The organism is Acidimicrobiales bacterium, assembly GCA_040219515.1.
GTDB lineage: Bacteria > Actinomycetota > Acidimicrobiia > Acidimicrobiales > Aldehydirespiratoraceae > JAJRXC01.
In genome coordinates, this window is sequence record JAVJSI010000012.1 from 165,886 (window position 1) to 190,147 (window position 24,262).

Annotated in this window: 25 protein-coding genes; 13 read left to right on the forward strand and 12 right to left on the reverse strand. The window is 67.7% G+C overall.

Annotation, left to right across the window (positions count from 1 at the left end; translation table 11 throughout):
* The first annotated feature begins 58 nt into the window (after positions 1-58).
* The 7 genes from RIB98_11590 to RIB98_11620 all read left to right on the forward strand — a co-directional run bounded on the left by RIB98_11590 (position 59) and on the right by RIB98_11620 (position 6,450).
* On the forward strand, positions 59-658 hold the full coding sequence (locus RIB98_11590) for a Coq4 family protein (protein ID MEQ8841616.1): 600 nt from the start codon (positions 59-61) through the stop codon (positions 656-658).
* A gap of 178 nt (positions 659-836) precedes the next feature.
* Entirely contained in the window at positions 837-2,264 is a 1,428-nt protein-coding gene (locus tag RIB98_11595) for a circularly permuted type 2 ATP-grasp protein (GenBank protein MEQ8841617.1), read from the forward strand.
* Positions 2,264-3,205, forward strand: a complete 942-nt coding sequence (locus tag RIB98_11600) for an alpha-E domain-containing protein (protein ID MEQ8841618.1) — start codon at positions 2,264-2,266, stop codon at positions 3,203-3,205. The genes RIB98_11595 and RIB98_11600 overlap by 1 nt, the downstream gene beginning before the upstream one ends.
* Positions 3,206-3,208: 3 nt before the next feature.
* Positions 3,209-4,054 (forward strand): transglutaminase family protein, encoded by an 846-nt coding sequence (locus tag RIB98_11605; GenBank protein MEQ8841619.1) that lies wholly within the window; start codon positions 3,209-3,211, stop codon positions 4,052-4,054.
* Between the two features lie 14 nt (positions 4,055-4,068).
* Positions 4,069-4,794 carry a proteasome-type protease gene (locus RIB98_11610; GenBank protein ID MEQ8841620.1) on the forward strand — a complete coding sequence of 242 codons (726 nt, stop codon included), beginning with the start codon at positions 4,069-4,071 and terminating at the stop codon, positions 4,792-4,794.
* A complete protein-coding gene (locus RIB98_11615; protein MEQ8841621.1) occupies positions 4,791-5,627 on the forward strand; it encodes a transglutaminase family protein in 837 nt (278 codons plus the stop codon). The genes RIB98_11610 and RIB98_11615 overlap by 4 nt, the downstream gene beginning before the upstream one ends.
* A gap of 58 nt (positions 5,628-5,685) precedes the next feature.
* Positions 5,686-6,450 (forward strand): SDR family oxidoreductase, encoded by a 765-nt coding sequence (locus RIB98_11620; protein MEQ8841622.1) that lies wholly within the window; start codon positions 5,686-5,688, stop codon positions 6,448-6,450.
* Between the two features lie 13 nt (positions 6,451-6,463).
* Here the strand turns inward: RIB98_11620 and RIB98_11625 are convergent, their stop codons facing one another.
* Both RIB98_11625 and RIB98_11630 read right to left on the reverse strand, forming a co-directional pair.
* Complete coding sequence (locus tag RIB98_11625; protein ID MEQ8841623.1) at positions 6,464-7,330, reverse strand: MBL fold metallo-hydrolase; 867 nt, start codon at positions 7,328-7,330, stop codon at positions 6,464-6,466.
* Positions 7,327-7,776, reverse strand: a complete 450-nt coding sequence (locus RIB98_11630) for an Lrp/AsnC family transcriptional regulator (protein MEQ8841624.1) — start codon at positions 7,774-7,776, stop codon at positions 7,327-7,329. The genes RIB98_11625 and RIB98_11630 overlap by 4 nt, the downstream gene beginning before the upstream one ends.
* Before the next feature lie 96 nt (positions 7,777-7,872).
* Between RIB98_11630 and RIB98_11635 the strand changes: the two genes are divergently transcribed.
* The 5 genes from RIB98_11635 to ppc are packed head-to-tail and all read left to right on the forward strand — an operon-like array spanning position 7,873 to position 14,997.
* Positions 7,873-8,691, forward strand: a complete 819-nt coding sequence (locus RIB98_11635; protein ID MEQ8841625.1) for a hypothetical protein — start codon at positions 7,873-7,875, stop codon at positions 8,689-8,691.
* Positions 8,688-9,824: a 4-hydroxyphenylpyruvate dioxygenase gene (gene hppD, locus RIB98_11640; protein MEQ8841626.1), complete on the forward strand. Its 1,137-nt coding sequence runs from the start codon at positions 8,688-8,690 to the stop codon at positions 9,822-9,824. Before RIB98_11635 ends, hppD begins: the two co-directional genes overlap by 4 nt.
* Positions 9,817-11,058, forward strand: a complete 1,242-nt coding sequence (fahA, locus tag RIB98_11645) for a fumarylacetoacetase (GenBank protein MEQ8841627.1) — start codon at positions 9,817-9,819, stop codon at positions 11,056-11,058. The genes hppD and fahA overlap by 8 nt, the downstream gene beginning before the upstream one ends.
* Before the next feature lie 2 nt (positions 11,059-11,060).
* Complete coding sequence (locus RIB98_11650) at positions 11,061-12,212, forward strand: homogentisate 1,2-dioxygenase (GenBank protein MEQ8841628.1); 1,152 nt, start codon at positions 11,061-11,063, stop codon at positions 12,210-12,212.
* A 52-nt stretch (positions 12,213-12,264) separates the two neighbouring features.
* Entirely contained in the window at positions 12,265-14,997 is a 2,733-nt protein-coding gene (gene ppc, locus RIB98_11655; GenBank protein MEQ8841629.1) for a phosphoenolpyruvate carboxylase, read from the forward strand.
* Between the two features lie 101 nt (positions 14,998-15,098).
* Here ppc and RIB98_11660 read toward each other — a convergent pair whose 3' ends face one another.
* Genes RIB98_11660 through RIB98_11675 form a run of 4 tightly spaced genes read right to left on the reverse strand, consistent with a single transcriptional unit; the run spans position 15,099 to position 18,264 of the window.
* Positions 15,099-16,070, reverse strand: coding sequence for a carbon-nitrogen hydrolase family protein (locus tag RIB98_11660; GenBank protein MEQ8841630.1), 972 nt, complete (start codon positions 16,068-16,070; stop codon positions 15,099-15,101).
* Positions 16,067-16,897, reverse strand: coding sequence for a TauD/TfdA family dioxygenase (locus tag RIB98_11665; protein ID MEQ8841631.1), 831 nt, complete (start codon positions 16,895-16,897; stop codon positions 16,067-16,069). Before RIB98_11665 ends, RIB98_11660 begins: the two co-directional genes overlap by 4 nt.
* Entirely contained in the window at positions 16,894-17,403 is a 510-nt protein-coding gene (locus RIB98_11670; GenBank protein MEQ8841632.1) for a hypothetical protein, read from the reverse strand. Before RIB98_11670 ends, RIB98_11665 begins: the two co-directional genes overlap by 4 nt.
* 3 nt (positions 17,404-17,406) lie before the next feature.
* The gene (locus RIB98_11675; GenBank protein MEQ8841633.1) at positions 17,407-18,264 is read right to left on the reverse strand and encodes an amidohydrolase family protein; all 858 of its coding nucleotides are present in this window, start codon (positions 18,262-18,264) and stop codon (positions 17,407-17,409) included.
* 86 nt (positions 18,265-18,350) lie between these two features.
* Between RIB98_11675 and RIB98_11680 the strand changes: the two genes are divergently transcribed.
* Positions 18,351-19,532 carry a hypothetical protein gene (locus RIB98_11680; GenBank protein MEQ8841634.1) on the forward strand — a complete coding sequence of 394 codons (1,182 nt, stop codon included), beginning with the start codon at positions 18,351-18,353 and terminating at the stop codon, positions 19,530-19,532.
* Positions 19,533-19,537: 5 nt separating this feature from the next.
* On the opposite strand, the gene RIB98_11685 is transcribed toward RIB98_11680, so the two are convergent.
* From RIB98_11685 to sigK, 6 genes are all read right to left on the reverse strand, one after another.
* Positions 19,538-20,734 carry a RimK family alpha-L-glutamate ligase gene (locus tag RIB98_11685; protein MEQ8841635.1) on the reverse strand — a complete coding sequence of 399 codons (1,197 nt, stop codon included), beginning with the start codon at positions 20,732-20,734 and terminating at the stop codon, positions 19,538-19,540.
* Entirely contained in the window at positions 20,731-21,723 is a 993-nt protein-coding gene (locus tag RIB98_11690; GenBank protein ID MEQ8841636.1) for a M14 family metallopeptidase, read from the reverse strand. The genes RIB98_11685 and RIB98_11690 overlap by 4 nt, the downstream gene beginning before the upstream one ends.
* Positions 21,723-22,169 (reverse strand): RimK/LysX family protein, encoded by a 447-nt coding sequence (locus RIB98_11695; GenBank protein ID MEQ8841637.1) that lies wholly within the window; start codon positions 22,167-22,169, stop codon positions 21,723-21,725. The genes RIB98_11690 and RIB98_11695 overlap by 1 nt, the downstream gene beginning before the upstream one ends.
* On the reverse strand, positions 22,166-22,798 hold the full coding sequence (locus RIB98_11700; GenBank protein ID MEQ8841638.1) for a TetR-like C-terminal domain-containing protein: 633 nt from the start codon (positions 22,796-22,798) through the stop codon (positions 22,166-22,168). The genes RIB98_11695 and RIB98_11700 overlap by 4 nt, the downstream gene beginning before the upstream one ends.
* Positions 22,799-22,892: 94 nt before the next feature.
* A complete protein-coding gene (locus RIB98_11705) occupies positions 22,893-23,597 on the reverse strand; it encodes an anti-sigma factor (GenBank protein MEQ8841639.1) in 705 nt (234 codons plus the stop codon).
* Entirely contained in the window at positions 23,587-24,192 is a 606-nt protein-coding gene (gene sigK, locus RIB98_11710; GenBank protein MEQ8841640.1) for an ECF RNA polymerase sigma factor SigK, read from the reverse strand. The genes RIB98_11705 and sigK overlap by 11 nt, the downstream gene beginning before the upstream one ends.
* Between the last annotated feature and the right edge of the window lie 70 nt (positions 24,193-24,262).

The following is a 24,262-nucleotide window of genomic DNA, read 5'->3' on the forward strand; positions in this document are numbered from 1 at the left end:
GGTGACAATCCCGTGCACCTGCTCTTCAATCAGTGGTGGCAGCACCGCGCCCGATGACGTGAAGGACGAGTACGTGGCCGGGTTCGCCGACGACGAGCACTTCGCCGATCTCGTCAGTGGGCAGCAGTACGCCGACCCGATCGACCTCGACCATCTCGCCTCGCGGCCGGCTGGGTCGCTCGGATGGGCGTATCACGAGTGGATCGTCGACAACGGGCTCACCGCCGCGATCGCGACCGACTATCGGGATTTCCACGAGTTGCTCGAGGACTCGGGCCAACTCGACGGGATGCCCGAGTCGATGAAGTTCGCCGTGTTGCGCGGCTTTCAGACCCACGACTTCCAACACGTGGTGACCGGCTACGACTCGTCGGGCCTGGGTGAGATCGCCCTCCAGGCGTTCTGCCTCGCCCAGATCCGGTTCCCCTATTTCGCGATGTGGATCTCCACGGTCACGACCCAGATGACGTATCTGCGGCCGTCGTCGATCACCCCGCTCATGGATGCGATCACCGACGGATGGCAACTCGGCCGAACCGTCGACAACATCCAGGCCGAGCGGTGGGAGACCATGCTCGACCAGCCGCTCGACGAGGTACGTGCGAGGTATCACGTGACCCCGAGCCCGATGGTCAGGTCGTTCGCTGAGATGGGTTAGTCGTCGATCAGGTCGACGCCGCCGGATCGTCGCTGCACCCGCCGGCCAACAGGTCAGCGCGAAGAGCAAGATCGACGTCCGCGGCACTGCGCGACGGCAACCCAGTTGTGGGCCCCGTTCGTTGCCGCTGTGTTTCGAGTCCGGTTGAGATGCCGCAGAGTGGGTATGTTCGTGGGCGATGGATGTCCGCCCCGGCTATTTCGACGAGATGCACGGCGACGGGTCTGTGCTGCGAGCGCCCTATCGCCAGTACCAGGACTGGTTCGCCGACGAGGACCCTCGCCGGCTGCTGAAGAAGCGCACCGACGCAGAGGCGCTCTTTCGCCGAACCGGCATCACGTTCAACGTCTACGGCGAGGAGGACGGCGATGAGCGGCTGATCCCGTTCGACATCGTTCCCCGCATCATCGCGGCCCGCGAATGGGCCCGGCTCGAACGGGGTATCGAGCAGCGGGTGCGGGCGATCAACGCCTTTCTCCACGACATCTATCACCGTCAGGAGATCCTGCGAGCCGGCCGCATTCCGGTCGAAGTGATCGCTCGAAACGATGCGTTCCTCCCGGAGATGATCGGAATGACACCGCCCGGCGGCGTCTACACCCACATCGTCGGCATCGACCTCGTGCGCACCGACGACGACGACTTCTATGTGCTCGAGGACAACGCCCGCACGCCGTCGGGCGTGTCGTACATGCTGGAGAATCGCGAGACGATGCTCCAGATGTTCCCGGAGTTGTTCACCAAGAGCCGGGTGCGTCCCGTGAGCGACTACCCGCGCGATCTCCGGACCTCGCTGGGGGCGTGTGCACCGAATGTGACCACTGGTCGACCGGTCGTGGCGGTTCTCACCCCGGGCATCCACAACTCGGCCTATTTCGAACACGCCTTCCTCGCCGACCAGATGGGTGTCGAGCTCGTCGAAGGGCACGACCTCTCCGTGGTCGACGGACGAATCGCGATGCGCACGACCGAAGGACCCGAGCCGATCGACGTGCTGTATCGGCGCGTCGACGACGACTATCTCGATCCACTGACGTTTCGCCCCGATTCCCGACTCGGTGTGCCAGGAGCGATGGACGTGTATCGATCGGGTGGCCTCACCATCGCCAACGCTCCGGGCACGGGAATCGCCGACGACAAGGCGATCTACTCGTACATGCCCGACATCATCGACTTCTACACCGGCGAGAAGCCGCTGCTGCGCAACGTGCCCACCTGGCGGTGCTCCGAGCCCGACTCGCTCTCCTATGTACTCGAGCACCTCACCGAACTCGTGGTCAAGGAGGTCCACGGATCGGGCGGCTACGGCATGCTGGTCGGACCGGCGGCGAGCAAGCGCGAGGTGGCCGCGTTTCGGCGCAAGCTCAAGGCCAAGCCCGCCAACTACATCGCCCAGCCCACACTCGCGCTCTCGACGGTGCCGATCCTCACCCGGGCCGGGCTCGCGCCGCGCCACGTCGACCTGCGTCCGTTCGCCCTCGTGTCGCCCAGCAACATCCGCATCACGCCCGGTGGTCTCACCCGCGTCGCGATGAAGCGCAATTCGCTCGTGGTCAACTCGAGTCAGGGTGGCGGCACGAAGGACACCTGGGTGATGGAGGACTGATGCTCGGACGCACCGCCGGCGGCCTCTACTGGATGTTCCGCAACCTCGAACGCAGCGAGAACACCGCCCGCCTCATCGAGGCGGGCATGCGCATCGCGCTCACCCGCTCCGACGACGTGGACAAGGAATGGGAATCGGTCGTCACGACCGCAGGCCAGCGGGCCATGTACCTCGAGCAACACGACCGTTTCGAACAGTCGAAGGTGATCGACTTCCTCCTGCGCGACCGCAGCAATCCCTCGAGCGTGCGGTCGGTCGTCGAGTCGGCCCGGGCCAACGCCCGGTCGGTGCGCACCGCGCTCACTCGAGAGGTGTGGGAAGCCACCAACGACACCTGGCTCACGGTACGAAACGCCCTCGCCCGGCCGGTGCTCGACCGCGAACTTCCCGACGTGCTCGGCGTGATCCGCCAGGAGAGCGCGATCGTGCGCGGTGCCCTCCACGGCACCATGCTGCGCAACGACATCTACAACTTTGCTCGCATCGGCACGTTCATGGAGCGCGCCGACAACACCGCCCGCATCCTCGACGTGAAGTACTACGTGTTGTTGCCATCCGCCTCGTTCGTGGGCACCTCGCTCGACAATGTGCAGTGGGAGACGATCCTGCGGTCGGTCTCGGCACAGCGCGCCTATCGCTGGCGCAGCGCCGGTGAGCCCAGCGCCAAGGGCATCGCCGACTTCCTCATTCTCGACCAGCAGCTGCCCAGGTCGCTCGTGTTCTGCTATCGCAAGATCGACGAGAACCTGGGCTACCTCGGGGTCGACTACGGCGAGCAGCACCCGTGTCATGCCGTGTCCCGTGATCATCTCGAACGGCTGTCCCGCCACGACATCGACTCGATATTCGACCATGGCCTCCACGAGTTCCTCCGGGAGTGCATCCAGACCACGAACCAGCTGGGCGCCTCCATCGAACACGACTATCGGTTCTCGGCGTAACGCATGCGGCTGACGATCTCGCACTCCACCACCTACCGCTACTCGGAGCCCGTGCGCTACGGCCTCCAAGAGCTGCGCCTCCGGCCGAGCGACGAAGGAACCCAGAGCGTCGTCAGCTGGGACGTGTCGCTCGTCGGCGCCGAGCACCAGCTGTCGTTCGAGGACCACTTCGGCAACCAGGTCGAGCTGGTGGCGCTGTCACCGGGTGCCACCGAGACCACGGTGACGGCGACCGGCGTGGTCGAGACCGTCGACACGAGCGCGGTGGGCGCGAAGCACGTGGGGCACACCCCGCTCTGGTTCTACGAACGGTCGACCCCACGTACGACCGTCGGTCACGGCGTGCGCCAGTTCTGCGATCTCGTACGCCGTGGCGACGACGACATCGCTCGGTTCCACGATCTCTCCGCCGCGATCCGCGAGTCGGTTTCCTACGAGACTGGCGGCTCCGACATGGAGTCGACGGCCGAAAGCGCGATCGAGGCCGGCGCCGGTGTCTGCCAGGACCACGCACACATCTTCATCGCCGCCGCCCGACACCTGGGCTACGGAGCCCGCTACGTCAGCGGGTATCTCCTGATCGACGACGTCATCGATCAGGATGCCACCCACGCCTGGGCCGAGGTGTGGGTCAATGGCCTGGGATGGCTCGGATTCGACGTGTCCAACGGAATCTCGCCCGACGACCGATACGTTCGGGTCGCGACCGGGCTCGAGTACCGCGACGCCGCCCCGATCTCCGGGATCACATCCGGCGCGGGTGACCAATCGCTCGAAGTGGAGCTCCAGGTGCACGACGGTTCAGGACAGCAGGAAACAGGACAGCAGGGTTCGGTGGCCCAACAGTGACGTATTGCGTGGGCGTGCAGCTCGATCGTGGCCTCGTCTTCATGTCCGACACCCGAACGAACTCCGGTGTCGACAACATCTCGGTGTTTCGCAAGATGCACCAGTGGTCGGTGCCCGGCGACCGGGTGATCACCATCTTGAGCGCGGGGAACCTGGGCACCACACAATCGGTGATCAGCCTTCTCGAGGAACGCACCAAGGTGCCCGAGGACAGGCAACCGTCGATCCTCGAGGTGCCGACGATGTTCCAGGTGGCCGAGCTCGTCGGTGGGCTCGTGCGCGACACCATTGCCCGTCACCTCGAGGGCGGCCAGCAGGCCGAGGCGAAGTTCAACGCCACCCTGATCGTCGGCGGGCAGATCGCGGGAATGCCGCCGCGCCTGTTCCTCGTCTACCCGGAAGGCAACTTCATCGAGGCCAGCGACGACACCCCGTTCATGCAGATCGGCGAGACCAAGTACGGTCGCCCGATCCTGCTGCGGGCCTACGACCCGAAGATGTCGTTCGAGGACGCGGTGAAGCTCCTGCTCGTTTCGTTCGATTCCACCATCAAGGCAAACCTCTCGGTCGGCGCACCCCTCGACGTGTCGGTCTACGAAACCGACTCGCTCGAACCCCGACCGATCCTGCGCATCGACGGCGGCGACGAGTACTTCCGGTCGATCTCCGACCGTTGGGGTGACGCGCTGCGCCGGGCGTTCCAGTCGCTGCCCGACTTCGATTTCGACGGCTACCGGTGAGCCTCCCGGTCGGCGAGGTCACGAGCCTTCGCCCCGAGGGCCGGATCGTGAGCGCCCACATCGAGGCGACGATCGAGTCGCGTTCGACGCAGGCGCTCGCCATTGCTGTGGCCGACGGTTATTCGTGCGACGAGCAGTTCGACGCCTCGGTCGACGGGCGGCCCCTGCCGGTCGAGGTGGTGGTCACCGCACACGACGGCCGGGTACACCTGCTGCGTGACGCGCCCCCGGGTCGGCTGGTGGTCGACTATCAGGCCAGGGTCACAGGCGCTGCTCCCGCCGCGTCCGTCGACGACTCGCAATGGCTGCGCTATCTGCGCCCCAGCCGCTACTGCGAGTCCGATCGCATCGGGCCGTTCGCCCGATCGGAGTTCGCCGGCCTCAGCACCGAGGGGCTGATCGCGGCGGTGCCGTCGTGGGTGGCGGCCCGCACCCGCTACGTACCGGGCGCATCGCGCCCGACCGATGGCGCGGTCGCGACATTGATGGCCGGTGAGGGTGTGTGTCGCGACTTCGCCCACCTCACCGCGGCGCTGCTTCGGGCCAACGACGTGGCCGCCCGCGTGGTGTCGGTCTACGCCCCTGGTCTGAGTCCGATGGACTTCCACGCCGTGACCGAAGCACTCGTCGCCGGCCGCTGGGTCGTGGTCGACTCGACCGGTCTGGCCCCGCGACAATCGCTGGTTCGCATCGCCACGGGTGCTGATGCGGCGGACACCGCGTTCCTCTCCACCATCGGTGGCCGGCTCGATCTGACCGGCATGGAAGTGACGGCCGTGGCCGATCCCGACCTGCCGATCGACGACCTCTCGATGGCCGAGGAACTCCGGTGAGGCTCGGTTCGGGCGAGATTGCCCGCCATGAACCGGGTTTGGGCAAGACTGCCCAACCATGAACATCGAGCAGAGCCCGGAGACGTCGATCATGGCCGGACGGCGGGTGCTCGTCGTGGGTGCGTCCTCCGGCATCGGCGCGTCGACCGCGAAGGCCGTGATCGCGGCCGGCGGCGAGGTCACGGTCTCGGCGCGGCGTGAGGACGCGCTGCGGCGGCTGGTCGACGAGATGGGTGCCGGCCACGTCGCAGTGGGCGACGCTGCCGTGCGGGCCGATGCCGAACGGGTCGCCGCCACGGCGGCCGAGGCGATGGGCGGCATCGATCTCATGGTCTTCGTCGCCGGCTACGGGCCCCTGCAGAAGATCGCCGACTGCGATGTCGACCTGTGGGCCGACGTGTACAAGGTCAATGTCGGCGGCGCGAACCTGGCGGCCGGCGCCGCCCTGGCCCACATGGATCGCAACGGCATCTGCGCCTTCGTCTCCTCCCGCACCGTCGAAGACGCCAACCCGTTCTTCGCGGCCTACTCCGCCTCGAAGGCGGCGCTCGACCAGTGCATTCGGGTGTGGCGGCTCGAACACCCGGATCGTCGGTTCGTCCGCATAGTGATGGGCAACACCGGTCCCACCGACTTCGCCAACAACATGGGCGACATGGAGTTGCTCGGTGAGGCCCTCGACGAATGGGGTCGGCACGCGATTCCGGGCGGGATGATGGACGTCGACGATGTCGGGACCGCCATGGTGTCGTCGTTGTCGGTGGCGCTCGCTCATCCCGAGATCGCTGCGACCGAGCTGAAGTTCGACGCCCGGCCCGTCTGACCGGCCGACGCGGTCAGTCGTCCACGACCAACCGCACTCCACCGTCGACCTCGCGCAGGAGGCCGGCGCTGGGTGCGCCGAAGTGCGTCCCGATCACGAGTGTGTCGGTGCCCACCGTCTCCGCGACGAATGCGCGACGCGTCGCCGTGGACCCGGCCTGGTCGGTGTCGGCCGACGAAGCGATCTCCGGGCGCGCCAGCTGGATCGGGTTGTGGGCGAGATCGCCGGTGATGATGGCTCGCTCACCCTGTGAAGTGATCTCGACGCTGCAGTGACCGGGCGTGTGTCCGATGGTCGGAATGAGTCGGACGCCGGATGCGAGCGCACACGGGGGATCGACGAGGTCGACGAGCCCGGCCTCGATGACCGGGCGAACCGAGTCCTGGAAGGGCATCGCGTGCATGTGGTCGCCCGCGCACTCCGCCAGCCAGTGGTCGTATTCGACCCGGGAGAACAGGTAGCGGGCTGCGGGAAACGTCGGCACCCAGGCACCGTCGACCCACCGCGTGTTCCACCCGACATGGTCCATGTGGAGATGCGTACAGGTGACGACATCGATCGTTCCCGGGTCGAGTCCTGCGGCTGCGAGGTCGGCGAGGAAGCTCGACTGGCGATGATCGAAGATGTCGAAGCCGGGACGGGACTTGTCGTTGCCGAGACAGGTGTCGACCACGACCCGGCGGCCGTCGGACTCGATCACCAGCGCTTGGAAGCGCACGTGCATGTGCTCGTCGTCGACTGCCCAGCGGGGGATCAGCCAGGTCTCTTCGCTCACGACATCTGGCGTCGCGGTGGGGAGGAGGCCGACGAACGGAATGGGCAGGTCCATCTCGACGATCGCGGTGACGGTGATGTCGCCGATCTGCCATGTGGTGGTCATCGGCGTCGCTCTCCCGGATCGATCTCATCGAGCAAGACCACGGTTTGGGCGGAACGGACTGCGGGGACGGCGTGGAGTTGCACGAGCACGACATCGCGTAGCTCGTCGAGGTCAGCACAGCGGACCCGTAGCACGATGTCGAATTGACCCGTGGCGAGGCCCACCCAATCGACGGCATCGATGGCGGCCAGGTCGGTCTGGGCTTCGCGCCACTTGTCCTGGGCGACGTCGACCATCACGAGTGCGGTCATCCGCAGCCCGAGCCGAGCCGGGTCGACCGTGGCGGCGAAGCCGCGGATCACGCCGTCGTCGACCAGGCGATCGAAGCGGGTGTAGGCGGTCGCTCTGGCGATGCCGAGGCGTTCGGCCAGGACGGGCACCGAGACGCGACCGTCGCGACGCAGTTCGTCGATCATCTGGCGGTCGATGTCATCCAGCTCGTCCATTGAATGATCATCTCATGTCGAGCGAGTGAGAGAGCAGAAGGTCTGGAATCAGAGGAACTTCTCCGACGCCCGCGGTGAATGGCCCAGAATCGAAACATGAACGTCTCTCCCGAGTACGTCCGGCGCCGTGAGGAGATCGCGGCGCGGGCGGCCGGACCTGGTGAGCGACCCGAGGACATCGCCTACACCTCGGTGGAGGACGACGTCTGGGCGACGGTGTCGACAGCCCTTCGGGCGGGCTGGGCCGAGCACGCGGCCGCACCGGTGTTGGCCGGGATCGACACGCTCGGCCTCGACCCTCGCCGGGTGCCGCAGTTGACCGAGGTGACCGAGCGCCTCGAGCCGGTCAGCGGCTATCGGTTCGAGGCGGTGGCCGGCCTCGTCGACACCGACGTGTTCTTCGGCCACCTGGCGAAGGGCGTGTTCCTCTCGACCCAGTACGTGCGCTGGGAGGGAAGTCCGCTCTACACGCCGGAGCCCGATGTGATCCACGAGGTGTTCGGCCACGCCCACGTGCTCACCTGTCCTCAGATCGCCGGCCTGCACCGTCGGGCGGGCGCCGCGTACTCCCGGCTCGAGAGTGCCGTCGCCCGTCAGTTCGTGGCCGACGTGTTCTGGTTCTCGGCCGAGTTCGGGGTCGTGCGCGATCGCGGTGAGTGGCGTGCCTACGGCGCCGGGCTGCTGAGCTCGATCGGCGAGCTCTCCCAGTTCGCGACGCAAGCCACCATCCGGCCCCTCGATGTCGAGGCGATGGGCACGCTGTCCTACGACATCGACCACTACCAGCCGGTGTTGTTCGGGGCCGAGTCGCTCGACGAGGTGCAGACGGTGGTCGGCGGCTTCTTCGACGACTGCACCGACCATTCGATCCAGGCGCACCTGTCCCACTCGTCTCATCTCGGAGGACCCTCATGACCGCGACCGCGCATCCGACCACGGCTCCGGCGGCTCGGCTCAAGGGCTGGGACTCGATCGAGATGTGGGTGGGCAACGCCCGGGCCACCGCGGGTTTTCTCAGCGCGGCCTACGGCTTCGAGATCACCGGCTACGCCGGGCCCGAGACCGGCCTCGACGACCGAGCCTCGTATCTCCTCGAGCAGGGCCGGATCCGGCTGGTGGTGACCGCCGGCCTCGATCCCGAGTCCGAGATCTGGACGCATGTCCGCGAGCACGGCGACGGCGCCCACGATCTGGCCTTCGTGGTCGACGACACCGAAGCGACCTATACCGCTGCGGTGGCGCGCGGCGCCCGCAGTGTGCGCGAGCCCTACGAGCTCGAAGACGACCGTGGTGTCCTGCGGCTGTCCGCAGTGGCGACCTATGGCGAGACGAAGCACACGTTCGTCGACCGCCGCGACTACTCGGGTCACTACTGCCCAGGCTTCACCGCTGATGGTCTGCCCGGGGCGTCGCCGGGCTCGCCGGTCGGGCTGGCACGAATCGATCATGTGGTCGGCAATGTCGAGAAGGGGCGACTCGACGAATGGGTGTCGTTCTACGAGGACGTGATGGGGTTCACCCAGTTCCGCACGTTCGACGAGTCACAGATCGCAACGAAGTACTCGGCCCTGCGTTCGACAGTGGTCACCAACGGCGACCCCACACCCGGACGCAGCGTGGTGATGCCGCTCAACGAGCCGGCCGACGGCCTCAAACGAAGCCAGATCCAGGAGTATCTCGACACGTATCGCGGCCCTGGCGTGCAACACGTGGCCATGGCCACCGCCGACATCGCCGGTTCGATCGCCGCGCTGCGCGAGCGGGGCGTGCGCTTCCTCGAGGCCAACGACGACTACTTCGACGACGTGCGCACCCGGCTCGCTCACCTCGAGCTGCCGTGGGAAGAGCTGCGCCGGCTCGGAATCCTGGTCGACGACGAGCCCGACGGGCACCTGCTCCAGTTGTTCACCGAACCGGTGACCGACCGGCCGACGCTGTTCTTCGAGATCATCCAGCGCGGGGGTGCCGTCGGCTTCGGCGAAGGCAACTTCAAGGCACTGTTCGAGTCGATCGAACGGGAACAGGATCGCCGGGGCAATCTTGACTGAGCCGTTCGTCATCGAGGTGCCCGACGGCTCCGATTTCTCGCGAGACAACCTTCCGCTCGGCATCGGTGCACCGGCGGGCGAACGCGACCGGGCGTGGGTTGCCGTGGGTGACCATGCGATCGATCTCGGCACAGTGCAGCGGGCCGGCCTCCTGGAAGGTCTCGGTCTTCCCGACGGATGCTTCGCCGACGACGATCTGCACCGGTTCCTCCGGTCGGGTCCTGGGGTGTGGCACGCCACCCGGCGCCGGTTGGCCGAGCTCGCGAGGGAGCCCGTCGATGCGGGCTGGGTGCGGCTGCGCAGCGATCTCGAGATGAGCTTGCCGATCCGACCCGTGGACTTCGTCGACTTCTACTCGTCGCTGCATCACGCCACGAACCTGGGTCGGCTCTTTCGACCCGACGACGAGCCGTTGTTGCCCAACTGGCGCCACCTGCCTGTCGGCTACCACGGTCGGACCGGCACACTCGTGCCGACGGACTCCGTGATCGCCCGTCCGCATGGTCTGCGGCTGGTCGACGATTCGCCGGTCTTCGGGCCGAGCGCGGCGCTCGACATCGAACTCGAGGTCGGCACCGTCGTCGGCGTCGGGAGCGCCCTGGGCACACCGGTGGCCATCGAGGATGCCGCCGACCATCTCTACGGGATGTGTCTCGTGAACGACTGGTCGGCCCGCGACGTCCAGTCGTTCGAGTACCAGCCATTGGGCCCGTTCCTCGGCAAGAGCTTCGCCACCTCGGTCGGGCCGTGGCTGGTCAGCTTCGAGGCGCTCGAGCCCTACCGAGTGGCATCACCCGTGCAGGACCCACCGGTCAGCGACTATCTGCGCACGAACGAACCGTGGGGGTTCGATCTGCACCTCGAGGTGTGGATCGAGACGGCGGCCATGCGCGCGGCCGGTGAACCCCCGGTGCGCCTGAGCGAAGTGGGGTTCGCCGACATGTACTGGTCGCCCGCGCAGCACGTCGCCCACATGACCGTCAACGGGGCGAGCACGTCCACCGGCGACCTGTTCGCCTCGGGCACGGTGTCGGGACCGTCGCCCGGCTCTCACGGGAGTCTGATCGAGATGACGGCCAACGGGGTCGCGCCGATCGAGCTGCCCGACGGTTCCACGCGATGCTTCCTGGAGGACGGCGACCGGATCATCCTGCGAGGATGGGCAGGTGGAGGCGACCGTCCACGCGTCGGCTTCGGCGAGCTGACGGGCACCATCGATTCGGGAGAACGCTGACCATGCCGCACTATCGACGGGTGGGTTCGGTGCCGCCGAAGCGCCACACCGACCATCGCTCGCCCGAGGGGGAGCGCTACGCCGAGGAACTCATGGGCCGCCGTGGATTCTCGGGCGAATCGTCGCTTCTCTACCACCGCCATTCGCCGTCTGCGGTGCACGCCATCCGCGAGGCCGACGGTGCCCCGGTCACGTCGTCCCTCGAGACGCCGCTCCGACCCCATCACCTGCGACCGGCGACCCTGCCGACGCCATCGGCCGATCCCGTGCGAGGTCGCCAGATGCTGCTGCGCAACGCCGATGTCCGCATCGGCTGGGTCTGCGCCGACACCGACAGTCCGCTGACCCGATCCGTGGTCGGCGACGAGCTCGTCTACGTGCAGTCCGGCTCGGCCACGCTGGCCTCGGTGTTCGGCACGATCACGGTCGGCTCCGGCGACTACGTGGTGGTTCCCTCGGGGGTCAACCACCAATGGACCGATGTGGTCGACCTGCGGGCCCTCGTGATCGAGACCAGCGGCGCGGTGTCGGTGCCCGACCGCTACCTCTCGGCCGGTGGCCAGTTCCTCGAACATGCTCCCTATTGCGAACGCGATCTTCGTGGTCCCGCCGAGTTCGACGCGCGCGACGAGACCGACGTCGACGTGCTCGTGCGGTCGGTCGGTGGCGCCACATGGCACACCCACGCACATCATCCATTCGACGTCGTCGGATGGGACGGCTGCGTCTATCCCTGGGTGCTCAACATCGCCGACTTCGAGCCCGTCGTCGGCAGCATCCACCAGCCGCCGCCCGTCCATCAGACGTTCGCGGCCGACGGACTCGTGGTCTGTTCCTTCGTACCCCGGCCGTTCGATTTCCATCCCGACGCCATCAAGGTGCCCTATCACCACGCCAACGTCGACAGCGACGAGGTGCTGTTCTATTCCGACGGCGACTTCATGAGCCGACGCGGGTCGGGAGTCGAGAAGGAGTCGATCTCCTTTCATCCGGCCGGCTTCGTCCACGGGCCGCAACCCGGCAGCGTCGAGGCGTCGCTCGGTGCTTCGCGCACCGAGGAGACAGCCGTGATGATCGACACGTTCCGGCCGCTCGAGATGACCGATGCGGCGCGGTCGGTGTCCGACCCCGATTATCCGGCGAGCTGGGGCTGACGAGAGACTGAAGGGTCGGGCGCGAAGGGTCTGCGTGTGCGACAGTTCGAGCATGGCTGATTCGCCCTCCGACCACGCGCTCGACGACCTCGATGCGGCGTTGCGAAGCGACATCCGTCGGCTGGGAACCCAGCTCGGCGATGCGCTCGTGCGCCAACACGGCCAGGGCCTGCTGGACCGCGTCGAGCGAGTTCGGGCCATCGCTCGAGAGCTGCGTCGCGACCAGGCGTCCACACGAGAACTGGCCGATGCACTGGAGGACGTGGATCTCGTCGATGCGATCCACCTCGCTCGGGCCTTCACGACCTACTTCCATCTGGCCAACACGGCCGAGCAGGTGCACCGAGTCGACGAGCTGAAGACGGCTCGGTCTCGCGACCGCCGCTTTCCCGAGACCGTGGCGCGGCTCCGGGCGATGGGCCACGACGACGACGCGATCGTGGCCGCAGCCAACTCGCTCGACCTCCGCCCCGTGTTCACCGCGCACCCCACCGAAGCCTCGCGGCGGTCGATTCTCGACAAGCTCGCCGAGATCGCCGCCCTCATCGAGGAGCGGACCGACACTCGGGCCAGCGACACCGATCGCCGTCGCATCGACCGTCGCGTCGACGAACTCGTCGACGCGATCTGGCTGACCGACGAGCTGCGCAGGGCGCAGCCCACGCCGGAGGACGAGGCCCGATCCATCCTGTATTTCCTCGGTGAGATGGTGGTCGACGGTCTTCCCCAGCTGCTCGACGACGTCGACGCGACCCTGTCCGACCTCGGTGGGTCGCTGGGTGGGCCGCTCGGCGACCATGTGCCGGTGCGCTTCGGGTCATGGGTTGGCGGCGATCGCGACGGCAATCCCAACGTCACCCCGTCGACGACACTCGAGGTTCTCGATTTCCAACGTACGAGGGCCCTGCGGATCCTCATCGCCGAGATCGAGCAGCTGTCAGCAGAGCTGTCGGTCGGTGCTGCGGTCGCGGCGGTGTCCGACGAGCTGACGGGCCAGCTCGAGGACGATCGGCGTCGCTTTCCTTCGGTCACGTCGCGATTCGCGACGTTGAGCGCAGGCGAGCCCTACCGCCAGCGCTGTGCGGTGATCCACGAGCGCCTGCTGCGGACCGTGGGTGACGCGTCCGGGCCCCACGCCTACGACCGGCCCGAAGAACTCGCCGCCGATCTCGATCAGATCGCCGACTCCCTGCGTGGCCACGGCGGGGCCCTGCTCGCCGCCGGTCGGGTGGCCCGCGTGCGGCGTCTCGTGTCGACCATCGGGTTCCATCTCGCCACGCTCGACATCCGCCAGCACGCCGTGGTGCTTCACGAGGCACTGGCGCCGTTGTTCGCCGCGCTGGACGTCGACTACGAGGGGCTCGATCGCACCGCCCGCACCCAGTTGTTGGCCGACGAGCTCGCCAACCGTCGGCCCCTCGCGCCGCCGGCAGCTTCGGAGTCACAGACGATCGAGCTCTTCTCGGTCATCCGTGAAGGACTCGATCGAGCCGGCGACGACGTGATGAAGAGCTACATCGTCTCGATGACCCAGGGTGTGGACGACGTGCTCGCCCCGGCGGTGCTCGCCAAGGAGGTCGGCCTGGTCGATGTGCCCGGCGGCGTCGCCCGTATCGGGTTCGTGCCGCTCTTCGAGACGATCGACGACCTTCGCTCCATCGGCGTGGTGTTGCGCGAGCTGCTCGCGGTGCCCGCCTACCGCCGCATCGTCGAACTGCGTGGCGACGTGCAGGAGGTGATGGTGGGGTACTCCGACTCGAACAAGGACGGCGGCATCACCACCTCCCAATGGGAGATCCACAAGGCGCTGCGCGAGATCGCCGCGGTGTCGGCGGAGACCGGTATCCACATCATGGTGTTCCACGGCCGGGGCGGCACCGTGGGTCGTGGGGGTGGGCCGACCAACTCGGCGATCCTCGGACAACCGGCCGGCTCGGTCAACGGCTCGATGAAGATCACCGAGCAGGGCGAAGTGATCGCCGACAAGTACGGGTTGCCCCGCCTCGCTCAGCGCAACCTCGATCTGGCCCTCTCCGCCGTGCTCGAGGCCACGCTGGCCCATGCGGCGCCGCGCAATGATCCGGAGACGGTGGCCGAGTGGAGCGCCGTGATGGAGTCGATGTCGGACTCGGCGTTCGCTGCGTACCGGGCCTTCCTCGAACGACCGGGCCTCGTGGAGTACTTCACCACCTCCACCCCGGTCGAGGAGTTGGGCGCCATGAACATCGGTTCGCGACCGGCCCGTCGGACCACGACCGGCGACGGTCTCGACGGACTCCGCGCCATCCCCTGGGTGTTCGGCTGGACGCAGTCCCGTCAGATCATCCCCGGTTGGTTCGGCGTGGGGACCGGACTGCGGGCGGCCCGAGACGCCGGACACGGTGAGACGCTGGCCCGGATGTTCGCCGAGTGGCAGTTCTTCGGCACGTTCCTGTCCAACGTCGAGATGACCCTGGCGAAGACCGACCTCGCCATCACCCGCAACTATGTCGACCGGCTCGTCGATCCGTCGTTGCACCACCTGTTCGATACCGTGGTCGACGAGCACGACCGCACCGTGGAAGAGCTCGGCCGTCTCACCGGTGGTGACCTGCTGGGCGACCTACCGGTGTTGAAACGCACCCTCGCGGTGCGCGACGTCTACCTCGACCCGATCAACCTGCTCCAGGTCGAACTGCTGGCCCGCAGCCGCGCCGGCGCCGACCCCGAGGAGGCCGAACGGCTCCAGCGCGCCCTGCTCCTCACCGTCAACGGCGTCGCCGCCGGCCTCCGCAACACCGGCTGACCGCAACGGGGGTCTGACCCCATAAGGGCTGGTCGGCGGGGTTTCGTAGCGGCACCGTTGCAATCGGGGTCAGACCCCCGTTGCAAAAGACCCGGTGCGGATCAGGGGGCGAGGGCGGCGAACTCTTCGGCGATGAGCTTGGAGATGCCCTGTTGGTGGGTGGCGCGCCAGTCGCGCCACGGGAAGATGGGTTCCCAACGATGGAGCTTCTCGAAGCTGACGGTGGCGCTCACCATCTCCTCGCTGTCGCCGGCCTCGGCCAGCACCTGGCTGAAGCGGGGGAAGGCGGGACCGGCGATCGTCGAATGACCGAGCATGTCGGCGGCGCGGCCCTCGTCGAGGGCGCCGGCGGCGTAGCTCGAGTTCCCCACGTCTTCGCCACCCACGTGGTTCGACGAGGCGACGTAGCAGATGTTCTCCTGAGCCCGGGTGGCGGTGGTCTGGATCATGTAGTCGCGCTTGCCGGGGCCGACGAAGGTGCCGCACGAGTTGAGGATGATCCGGGCGCCCTTGAGGGCGAGCAGTCGTGACAGCTCGGGATTGAACCAGAAGTCGTAGCAGATCTGCACACCGACCGGTCCGAAGCGGGTCTCGAACACCGGCAGCGAGTCGCCGGGCGTGAACGTGACGCCCTCGGTGACCCAGGGCAGCGACCCGAGGTGGAGCTTCCGATAGGTGCCCTGGATGCCCTCAGGACCGATGAAGGCAACGGCGTTGTAGAGGATCTCGGGGTCGTCGGCGTCGCGCTCCATCATGCCGACCGACACGTAGATGTCGTACTCGGCGCACAACTCGGCGATGCGTTCGGTGGACGGACCCGGAACCGTTTCGGCGAGACCGTGGTGGTAGTCGCAGTGTTCGACCTCTTCGCGGCAAGCGGTGCAGCCGCCCAGACCGGTGAGCGCCTCCTCGGGGAACACGAGGATGTCGACACCCTGGGTACCGGCCTCGCGGATGTTCGCCTCGATCTTCGCCAGGGTCGCAGGTACGTCGCCGCGGACGGCCGTGAAGTTCACGACGCCGATCGTGGCGGTGGTCTCGTAGGCCGCGTAGCGCTCGGGGATCAGGCTCACGACGGCCCCTCGGGGCGCTCACCGGCGATCGTCAGACGGTGCATGATCCGTCGTGAGGTGTAGTCGGGCACCGCGAAGTGCTGGACGGCCCGGTTGTCCCACATCGTCAGATCGCCCTCGCTCCAACGGTGACGGCACTGGAAACCGGGGTAGCCGATGTGGTTCAGGAGCATCGGAAGCAGTGCCTCGGACTCGGCCGCGGTCAGCCCGTCGATCTTCGTGGTGAAGTTGCCGTTGATGAACAGTGTGGTCCGACCGGTTTCGGGATGAACCCGGGCGATCGGATGGTGCACGGGCGGGTAGGCGGCCTGCATCTCGGCGAGGTCGGCGTCGCTGTTGCCGTCGGCGATCGCTCGCGTCAGCGTCTTGGTCAGGTCGTGCGTGGCGGTGAGCCCCGACAGCAGCTCCTGCATGACCGGCGAGAGGGCGTCCCACGCCGCGTACATGTCGGCGAAGCAGGTGTCGCCCCCAAGGTCGGGCAGCATCACCGATTGCAGGATGGTGTAGGACGGCGGGTTCGTGACATAGGTGTTGTCGGTGTGCCACGCGTCGGCGCCCTCGCCCTTGGGCGCGAGCTGATCGAGGACGGTCATCTCGGGATGCTCGGCGTGCTTGGGACCGAATGCGGCGATGTCGAGCTCACCCATCCGCCGGGCGAAGGCGAGATGGTCGGGTGGGCTGAGGTGCTGTTCGGCGAAGAAGAGGACCTTGTGCTCCGCCACCGCCGCCTTCACCTCGGCGATGTCGTCGTCGGTAGCGTCGCCGAGCTTCACCCCGGTCACCTGGGCGCCGATGGCGGGCGTGATCGGCCGGACAGTGATGCTCATGACAGTTCACCGATCTGGCGGAGATGGGCTTCGACACGGTCGGCCACGTCGGCACCGAGCTCGTCGGTGATCTCGTCGACCACCCCGGTGGCGCCGGCGTGACGCAGCATGTCGGGCAGTCGATGGCGCAGTTGCCCGAGCGCCCAGGGCGTCATCGGACCGTGGGCAACCGTGTCGAAGTGCACGATCGTGTTCGTGTCGGCCGCCTTGTCGACATAGTGGTAGTGGGGCTCGTCGACGAACAGGTCGAAGCGGACGAACTCGTGGTCGTCGGCGATGCTCATCACGTGCAATGACACGCCTTCGTCGGTGAAGCCGCCCTCGGGCGAGGTCTCGTGGAGCTCGTCGAGGTGCTCCGTGTCGGCGTAGATCGTGTCGAGGGCAGCGGGGTCGACCTTGCGGTACTCGATGCCGATGCGCAGTGGCCCGATGTCGAGCCAGTCGGTGCTCGCGGGGTCCGGTGGCGCCGGGGGAATGTTGTAGGTGGTGCCGACACGGCTCGTCATGGTTCAGTCTCCGACTCGGGCGGGGATACGGGTGAAAATGCGGCGGGCATTGCCCTGCCGTAGAGCTTCCTTCGTTGCGGCCGACACGTCGAGCGCGTCCAGTTGGGCCAACACGTGGAGGTGCCCGTTGAGCGGGTACCCGGTGCCGAAGAGCACCTTGTGCTCTCCGTCGCCATGAAGGAACTCGAGGAACTCCTCGGTCCATCGGCGGGGCGGATGGGTGGCGGTGCCGATGTGGACGTTGGCGTGCGTGGTGGCCATCTCGATGGTCTCGGTGAGCCACGGGATGCCGAGGTGGGACAGAACGAACTGCACACCGGGGAAGGCCCGCGCCGGTGCATCGATCGAGCGCGGATGGCCGAGCTCGTGGATGCGGTGACCGCCGGACCTTCCGGCCTGCATCACGAACGGCACGGCGTGGGTTGCGGCCAGTTCGTAGTAGGGGTCGAACACCTCGGCGTCGAGCCGGTGCTCCCAGCTGTGGGTGTGGTTGTGCAACCCGACGCACCAGTCGGTGTCGAGCGCAGCCGCCGCCGCGACGACGTCGCCCGGATCGTCGGGGTTCACGCTGAACATGCCGAAGAAGCGGCCGGGATGGTCGGCCGACAGCGAGCGGATCTCGGCCGGCCGAAGGGCGTAGTGGGCGTAGTCGTCGAGCGGTGCGTCGGCGTCGAGGTCACAGACGGGCATGACGAGAGTTGCGATCCCGGCCTTGTTCATCCTCGCGACCATGCCGGAGGGTTCGGCGAAGTCGTCGCGCTCTCGCGCCCCGAGCTTGATGGTGAGCCCGTCGGCTGCGATGACGCGTTGCCACAGCGGTTCGCGGTCGGGCGTGAACGCGTTGCACCAGTAGTCGATCATCGCCCTCAAGGATTGTCTATCGCCAGATATTCTGCAAGTAGACTAAGTGTCGAACCATTCGACCGGCAGGGCTAGCGTCGGTTCTCGTGGACACTCCTGCCGATCGGATCGCTGCGTTGTGCACACGTGTGCTCGAGCAGAACTGGCGGGAGGGGACCCAGGACGGTCGCTCCTACGGGTTCAGTTCACCGTCGCCGGGCCGCTACGACTGGCAGTGGTACTGGGACTCGTGCTTCCACGCGATCATCTGGCGTCGCCTCGATCCGGCCCGTTCCCGGCTCGAACTGGCAACACTGCTCGACTCCTCGGTCGACGGGTTCATCGGACACATCACGTTCCTCGGTCGTCCGCTCAATCTCGAACGGGCCATCCGCTACAACGTCGCGACCCGCCACGCGCCGAACACGAGCACGATCCAGCCGCCGCTGCTGGCGTGGGCCTGGTCGCTGGCCGTCGGGGACCCCGCGCTCGAGCCGCGCATCGTCGAGCACCACGAATGGCTGCGGGCCAACCGCGACCTCGAGGGCGACAACCTGCTCTGGCTCATCCAGCCCGACGAATCGGGTCTCGACGCGTCACCGAAGTTCGACCATGTGTGGGGCTGGCGGGCGCAGGGTCGCCGGCTGTTCCCCACGCTCATCCACGCCAACCGCCGGCGGGGCTTCGACGCTCGCCGGGTGGCCGACGACGGTCGTCCGGTGGTCTGCGAGGTGGTCACCAACGTGCTCTGGTCGCTGGCCGAACAGTCGATGGGGAATCCGTCGCCCACGCCGGCCCTCGTCGACCGGCTGTGGGACGAGCGGCTGGGTCGGTTTCTCGACGACACCCGCAACCCGGTGCGCACGGTCGCCAAGGCCGACATCCCGTTCACCTGGGACACCCTGGCGCCGCTGGCTCTGCCGGACCTGCCGCCCGAGATCGGCCATCGACTCGTGCGGGAGACGTTGCTCCACCCGAAGTTCTGGGACGGCGTGCCGCTGGCGTCGGTGGCGCTCGACGACCCTGCGCACACATCGCGTGACCACTACTGGGGGCTGCGGCGCTACTGGCGTGGACCGTCCTGGGTCAACGCGGCCTGGTTCGCGTGGATGGGGTTGCGGCGCCTCGGCTACGCCGACGAGGCCGACGATCTGCGCGATCGGCTGGTGGCCGTCGTGCTTCGTGAAGGTCTGCGCGAGTACTACGAGGCACGTACCGGTGAGGGCATGGGCGCGGTCGACTTCGGCTGGTCGTCGCTCGTGTGGGAGATCGCCGACCCGCTCGACTGAGGAGCTCAGTCGTCGGACTCGGGGATCGGTTCCTCGGGCAGCGGCTTGATGCGGGGGCGCCGACGCTTGCGGTCGGGGATCATGTCTCGCATGGCCTCGAGTCGACCGAAGCACAGCAGGCGGTCGTCGGCTTCGAGCTCGCGGGCCTGGCGCGGATTCGGGATCACGGTGGTGCCGCGACTCAGGGTGAGGATCACGATGTCGCGGTCTTGGAGACCGGAGTCGGCGATGGTCGTGCCGACCAGACCGGCGCCTTCACGCACATGGAGTTCGGCGACGCCGTAGCCGGTGCTGACGCTCAGCCGCTGGCGCACGTCGAGCTCGGGGAAGCCGACCTGGTTGGCGACATAGTCGACGATGGCGCCGGCGATGTCGAGCGAGGTCGCTCCCTCGATGCCTTCGAGACCGGGCGAGGAGTTGACCTCCATCACCAGCGGTCCGTCGTCGCCCTCGAGCATGTCGACGCCCGCCACGCGGAGGCCCATGATCTGCGCAGCCTGCACGGCGGTGCGCTCGTACTCGGCGCTGAGCTCGACCTGTTCGGTGCTGCCGCCGCGATGGACGTTGGAGCGGAACTCGTCGCCCTGGGCCCGCCGCCGCATCGCCGCGACGACCCGGTCGCCGACCACCAGGGCGCGGATGTCGGTGCCCTTGCTCTCGGCGATGAAGCGTTGGAGCAGCACGTTGTGGGCGGTGCTCTGGAGGGTCTCGATCACGGCGGCGGCAACCCGATTGTCGGGGGCGAGGATGACGCCGATGCCCTGTGTGCCCTCGAGAAGCTTGATGACCACGGGGGCCCCGCCGACCCGCTCGATGGCGGCCTCGACATCACCGCGGTTGCGCACGAACGACGTGGCGGGGATGCCGATGTCGTGGCGCGACAGGATCTGGGTGGCCCGCAGCTTGTCGCGCGAGTTCGAGATGCCGTTGGCCGTGTTCGGCGTGTAGACGTCCATCTGTTCGAACTGGCGGACGAGCGCGGTGCCGAAGAAGGTGACCGACGCACCGATGCGCGGCAGGATCGCGTCATAGTCGGAGAGCGGCTTGCCCCGGTACTGGAGTTCGGGTTCGGCCCTCGACAGGTCGATGGCGAACCGCAGGGTGTCGAGCACCCGTACGGTGTGGCCCCGTTCCTCGGCGGCGGTCCGCAGCCGTTGCGTGCTGTAGGCCTTGGGGGAACGGGACAGAATTGCGAGCTTCATGCGGACTCTCCTGCGGAGTGTTCGGCGGCGTTGTGTTCAGCAATGTGGACGAGGGCGTCGCCTCGGTGCACGACGGGGGACTCGTTGCGGCCGATCACGACCCCGGCTCTCGGGGCTCGAATCGGGCGCTGGGTGGTGCCGATGGCGTCGGCGACGACACCGATGGTCTGGCGTTCGGTGACCGTGTCGCCGAGTTCGACGTCGAGGCGGGCAAGCCCGGATTGTGGACTGCGAACCCACGACGACGACCCGAGGATAGTGGTTGGCACGACATCCGCACTCGCGGCGTCGGGTGAGGTGACACCCAGGTGGGACAGCACGCGGCGCACGCCCCGCACCCCGACTTCGATCGCGTCGCGTTCGAACCGCCACGCCTCGCCGGCCTCGTAGAGCAGCGCGGTGGCGCCCCTGCTGCACGCGGCCTCGCGAAGTGAACCGTCGCGCAGCCTCGAGTGCAGGGCGTAGGGCGCGGCGAACACGCGGGTGAGTTCGGCCGTCCGGGCGTCGGTCAGGTCGGCCCGGATCTGGGGCACGTTGCGGCGATGGTCCGAACCGGTGTGGAGGTCGATGCCGACATCGCAGAGTTGCACGATCTCGCTCATGAACGCGTGGGCGAAGCGGGAGGCGAGCGAGCCGCGCTTGGATCCGGGGAACGACCGGTTGAGGTCGCGACGGTCGGGCATGTACCGGTCGCCGTTGGCGAACCCGGGCACGTTGACCACGGGGACGGCGAGCAGCGTGCCGGCCATCTCCCGAGGCCGTAGTGGCGCCAGGACCTGACGGATGATCTCGACGCCACAGATCTCGTCACCGTGGATGGCCGCGCTCAACCACACGGTGGGACCGGGTCGGGTGCCGTGGAGCGCGACCACGGGAATGGACATCCAGCCGCCGGAGGGGAGTTTCGCCGGCCGCAGCTCCATCTCGGTGCGGGTGCCGGGCGTCAAGGTGTGGCCGGCGACGGTGCGGGCCTCTTGCGTCGTGTCCATCACTTGCCGCCGCAGTAGCTACGGGTGGGGTCGACGAGGAAGCGCTTCCGCAGGGCGGCGCGGCCGATCAGCATGCGAAAGCCCATCTCGTCGCGATTGGTGAGGGTGACATCGATGGGAATCCTGTGGTTGACCGCCTCGAGGGTGGTACGGATCACCGGTCGGTTCTGGACCGTGCCGTTGGAACTGCGGATCCTGCGATGCTCGACGATCGGGGCGGTGACGATGACGGCTCCCTCGGAGGACCGCTGGTCGGGGTGGACCTCGAAGCGGACCCAGAGCGTGTCGCCCTCGACGAACTCCTCGAGCGAGAAGGCGTGCAGCGCCGATGTGCGGGCACCGGTGTCGACCTTCGCCTTGATGCGCGGCACACCGCAGTCGGGCAGACCGACCCACTCGCGCCACCCGATCACCGTCTTCGGTCGAGACGGTTCCGAACGCTTCACAATTCCTCCGACCAGCCGAGATCTTGCTCGGCGACGATGATGTCATGTCGTTGTGCGAGCAGGCCGGCGTCGAGACCGGCGATCAGGAACGCGACCAGCATGCGAAAGCTCTCGTCGTGGTCCTGCGGGTTCACGAAGGACTCGGTGGCCTCGAGGGCGACGAATCCGTGGATGGCACTGCGCACGACCCGGGCGGCATGGATGGCCTGGTCACCCTCGAGCGAGAACGCCCCGAGAATCCGAGCGATGACCCGCACGATCTCGGCCTGCGGTTCGGGGGTCTCGGCGACGGGTGCCGGCGTGGACGGGGCGAGCAACGTGCTCGCGTACTGGCCCGGGTGGTCGTGGGCGAAGCGCCGATAGGTGTGGGCGAGCTCTTCGAGCGCGTCGGCCCCGGCCCGTCCGACCGCCGCGTCGCGAAGGAGGTTGGCCAGCTTCTCGCCGGACTGCGCAGCGAGCGCGCGCCGCAGGCCGTCGACACCGTCGACGTGGTTGTAGAGGGCAGAGGTGCGCACACCGAGGTCCTCGGCGATCTTTCCCAACGCCAGATCGGCGAGGTTGCCGCGGCGGTCGACGACACGGGTGGCGGACGCGATGACGTCGTGCCGGTCGATCCGCTGCTTGGCCATGCGGGCATCCTAGCCGATCGTATGTCATCTGTTCACATGGGTGTGAACTGCATTCACACCATCATGTGCGGGGCCCCCAGGGGCGGGTGACGGCTCAGATCGTGGCGGAGTAGATCACCGGCGAGGTCGGCTGGTCCGACCCCGAGGCCGGTTCGATGGTGACGCCGAAACCGTTGCCGGCCAGGTCGTCGACATCGATCAGGGAGCGGACCGTTCCCGACTCGTCGGGGGAGAAGAGGCCGGCGGGAGCGACGCCATCGTCGAGCAGGAACCAGAGGGCGTAGGCCTGATCGGCACCGACCGCGGGCACGTCGGAGCCGACGAGCACCACCTGGTCCCGTTCGGCCGACCAGACGACCTGGATGAGCCCGTCGTCGCCCTGCATGGACGCGACGACCGCATCGGGGGCCTCGAACACGGCCTCGAGATCGTTGCCCCCGTCGGTGCGCAGCACCGAGGCGAAGCCGACGATGGCCACGATGGCGGCGGCCACCGCCGCGAGCATGCCGGCCCGCCGTGTACGGTCGCGCCGCCGTTCGGCCAGATCGACGACCCGGTCGGGGAGGACCGGCGAGATCTGGCGGGTGGCGGAGATCTCGGCCATGACCCGGCCCCGGACGCCGGCCGGAACGGCGGCGGCGGTCGCGGACGCCAGCAGGCTGGCGGTCTCCCGATAGTCGACGACGTCGTCGCGGCAGATGTCACAGCCCGGATAGTGGGCTTCGAAGGCGGCCCGCTCGTCGGGCTCGAGGGCGTCCAGCGCGTAGGCGCCGGCGAGATGGTGCAGATCAGATGTCATTGGTCACTCCCAGCGTGTCGCGCAGTCGGATGAGGCCGTCGCGTATTCGTGTCTTGACGGTGCCTTCGGGTACCTCGAGCAGGGCGGCGACCTCGCGATAGGTGTGGCCTCCGTAGTAGGCGAGGCTGACAGCCTCGCGTTGGGTCTCGCTCAGCGAGGCCAGGGCCTTCACGACCCGCTCGCGTTCGAACTCGTCGTCGACGATCTCGCTGACCGAGTCGAACGCCGCCGTGTCCTTGCGTCCGTCGGCTTCCTCCCGGCGTCGACGGGACTGTTCGGAACGCACCCGGTCGACCGCTCGGCGGTGAGCGATGGTCGCGGCCCAGCTCTTGGCCGAGCCTCGCGAGGGTTCGTAGCGCGGAGCGAGGCGCCAGATCTCGAGGAACACTTCCTGCGTGATCTCCTCGGCCATGCCCGGGTCGCGCACCACGCGGAGCACGATGCCGTGGACCATGGCCGCGGTGAGGTCGTAGAAGCGGCCGAACGCCTTCTCGTCGCCCCGGCCGGCCTGATGGAGCGCGCTCCCGACCGCGTCCGCGGCCGAGGAGGCGCTCGACTCCGGATTTGACGACCGGATCAGACGAAAAGGGTTCACGTCACTCATTGTTGCGCTGTTCGGAGCCGACCCCCCGTTGGATTGGCGATTTCGTCCGATTGAGCCGAAG

What these genes read in the sequence shown, in the direction of transcription:
- RIB98_11595 (MEQ8841617.1), top strand. Translation starts at nt 837, where the DNA reads ATGGATGTCCGCCCCGGCTATTTCGACGAGATGCACGGCGACGGGTCT.
- RIB98_11600 (MEQ8841618.1), top strand. Translation starts at nt 2,264, where the DNA reads ATGCTCGGACGCACCGCCGGCGGCCTCTACTGGATGTTCCGCAACCTC.
- RIB98_11605 (MEQ8841619.1), top strand. Translation starts at nt 3,209, where the DNA reads ATGCGGCTGACGATCTCGCACTCCACCACCTACCGCTACTCGGAGCCC.
- RIB98_11620 (MEQ8841622.1), top strand. Translation starts at nt 5,686, where the DNA reads ATGAACATCGAGCAGAGCCCGGAGACGTCGATCATGGCCGGACGGCGG.
- RIB98_11625 (MEQ8841623.1), bottom strand. Translation starts at nt 7,330, where the DNA reads ATGACCACCACATGGCAGATCGGCGACATCACCGTCACCGCGATCGTC.
- RIB98_11630 (MEQ8841624.1), bottom strand. Translation starts at nt 7,776, where the DNA reads ATGGACGAGCTGGATGACATCGACCGCCAGATGATCGACGAACTGCGT.
- RIB98_11635 (MEQ8841625.1), top strand. Translation starts at nt 7,873, where the DNA reads ATGAACGTCTCTCCCGAGTACGTCCGGCGCCGTGAGGAGATCGCGGCG.
- hppD (MEQ8841626.1), top strand. Translation starts at nt 8,688, where the DNA reads ATGACCGCGACCGCGCATCCGACCACGGCTCCGGCGGCTCGGCTCAAG.
- RIB98_11650 (MEQ8841628.1), top strand. Translation starts at nt 11,061, where the DNA reads ATGCCGCACTATCGACGGGTGGGTTCGGTGCCGCCGAAGCGCCACACC.
- ppc (MEQ8841629.1), top strand. Translation starts at nt 12,265, where the DNA reads ATGGCTGATTCGCCCTCCGACCACGCGCTCGACGACCTCGATGCGGCG.
- RIB98_11665 (MEQ8841631.1), bottom strand. Translation starts at nt 16,897, where the DNA reads ATGAGCATCACTGTCCGGCCGATCACGCCCGCCATCGGCGCCCAGGTG.
- RIB98_11670 (MEQ8841632.1), bottom strand. Translation starts at nt 17,403, where the DNA reads ATGACGAGCCGTGTCGGCACCACCTACAACATTCCCCCGGCGCCACCG.
- RIB98_11675 (MEQ8841633.1), bottom strand. Translation starts at nt 18,264, where the DNA reads ATGATCGACTACTGGTGCAACGCGTTCACGCCCGACCGCGAACCGCTG.
- RIB98_11685 (MEQ8841635.1), bottom strand. Translation starts at nt 20,734, where the DNA reads ATGAAGCTCGCAATTCTGTCCCGTTCCCCCAAGGCCTACAGCACGCAA.
- RIB98_11690 (MEQ8841636.1), bottom strand. Translation starts at nt 21,723, where the DNA reads ATGGACACGACGCAAGAGGCCCGCACCGTCGCCGGCCACACCTTGACG.
- RIB98_11700 (MEQ8841638.1), bottom strand. Translation starts at nt 22,798, where the DNA reads ATGGCCAAGCAGCGGATCGACCGGCACGACGTCATCGCGTCCGCCACC.
- RIB98_11705 (MEQ8841639.1), bottom strand. Translation starts at nt 23,597, where the DNA reads ATGACATCTGATCTGCACCATCTCGCCGGCGCCTACGCGCTGGACGCC.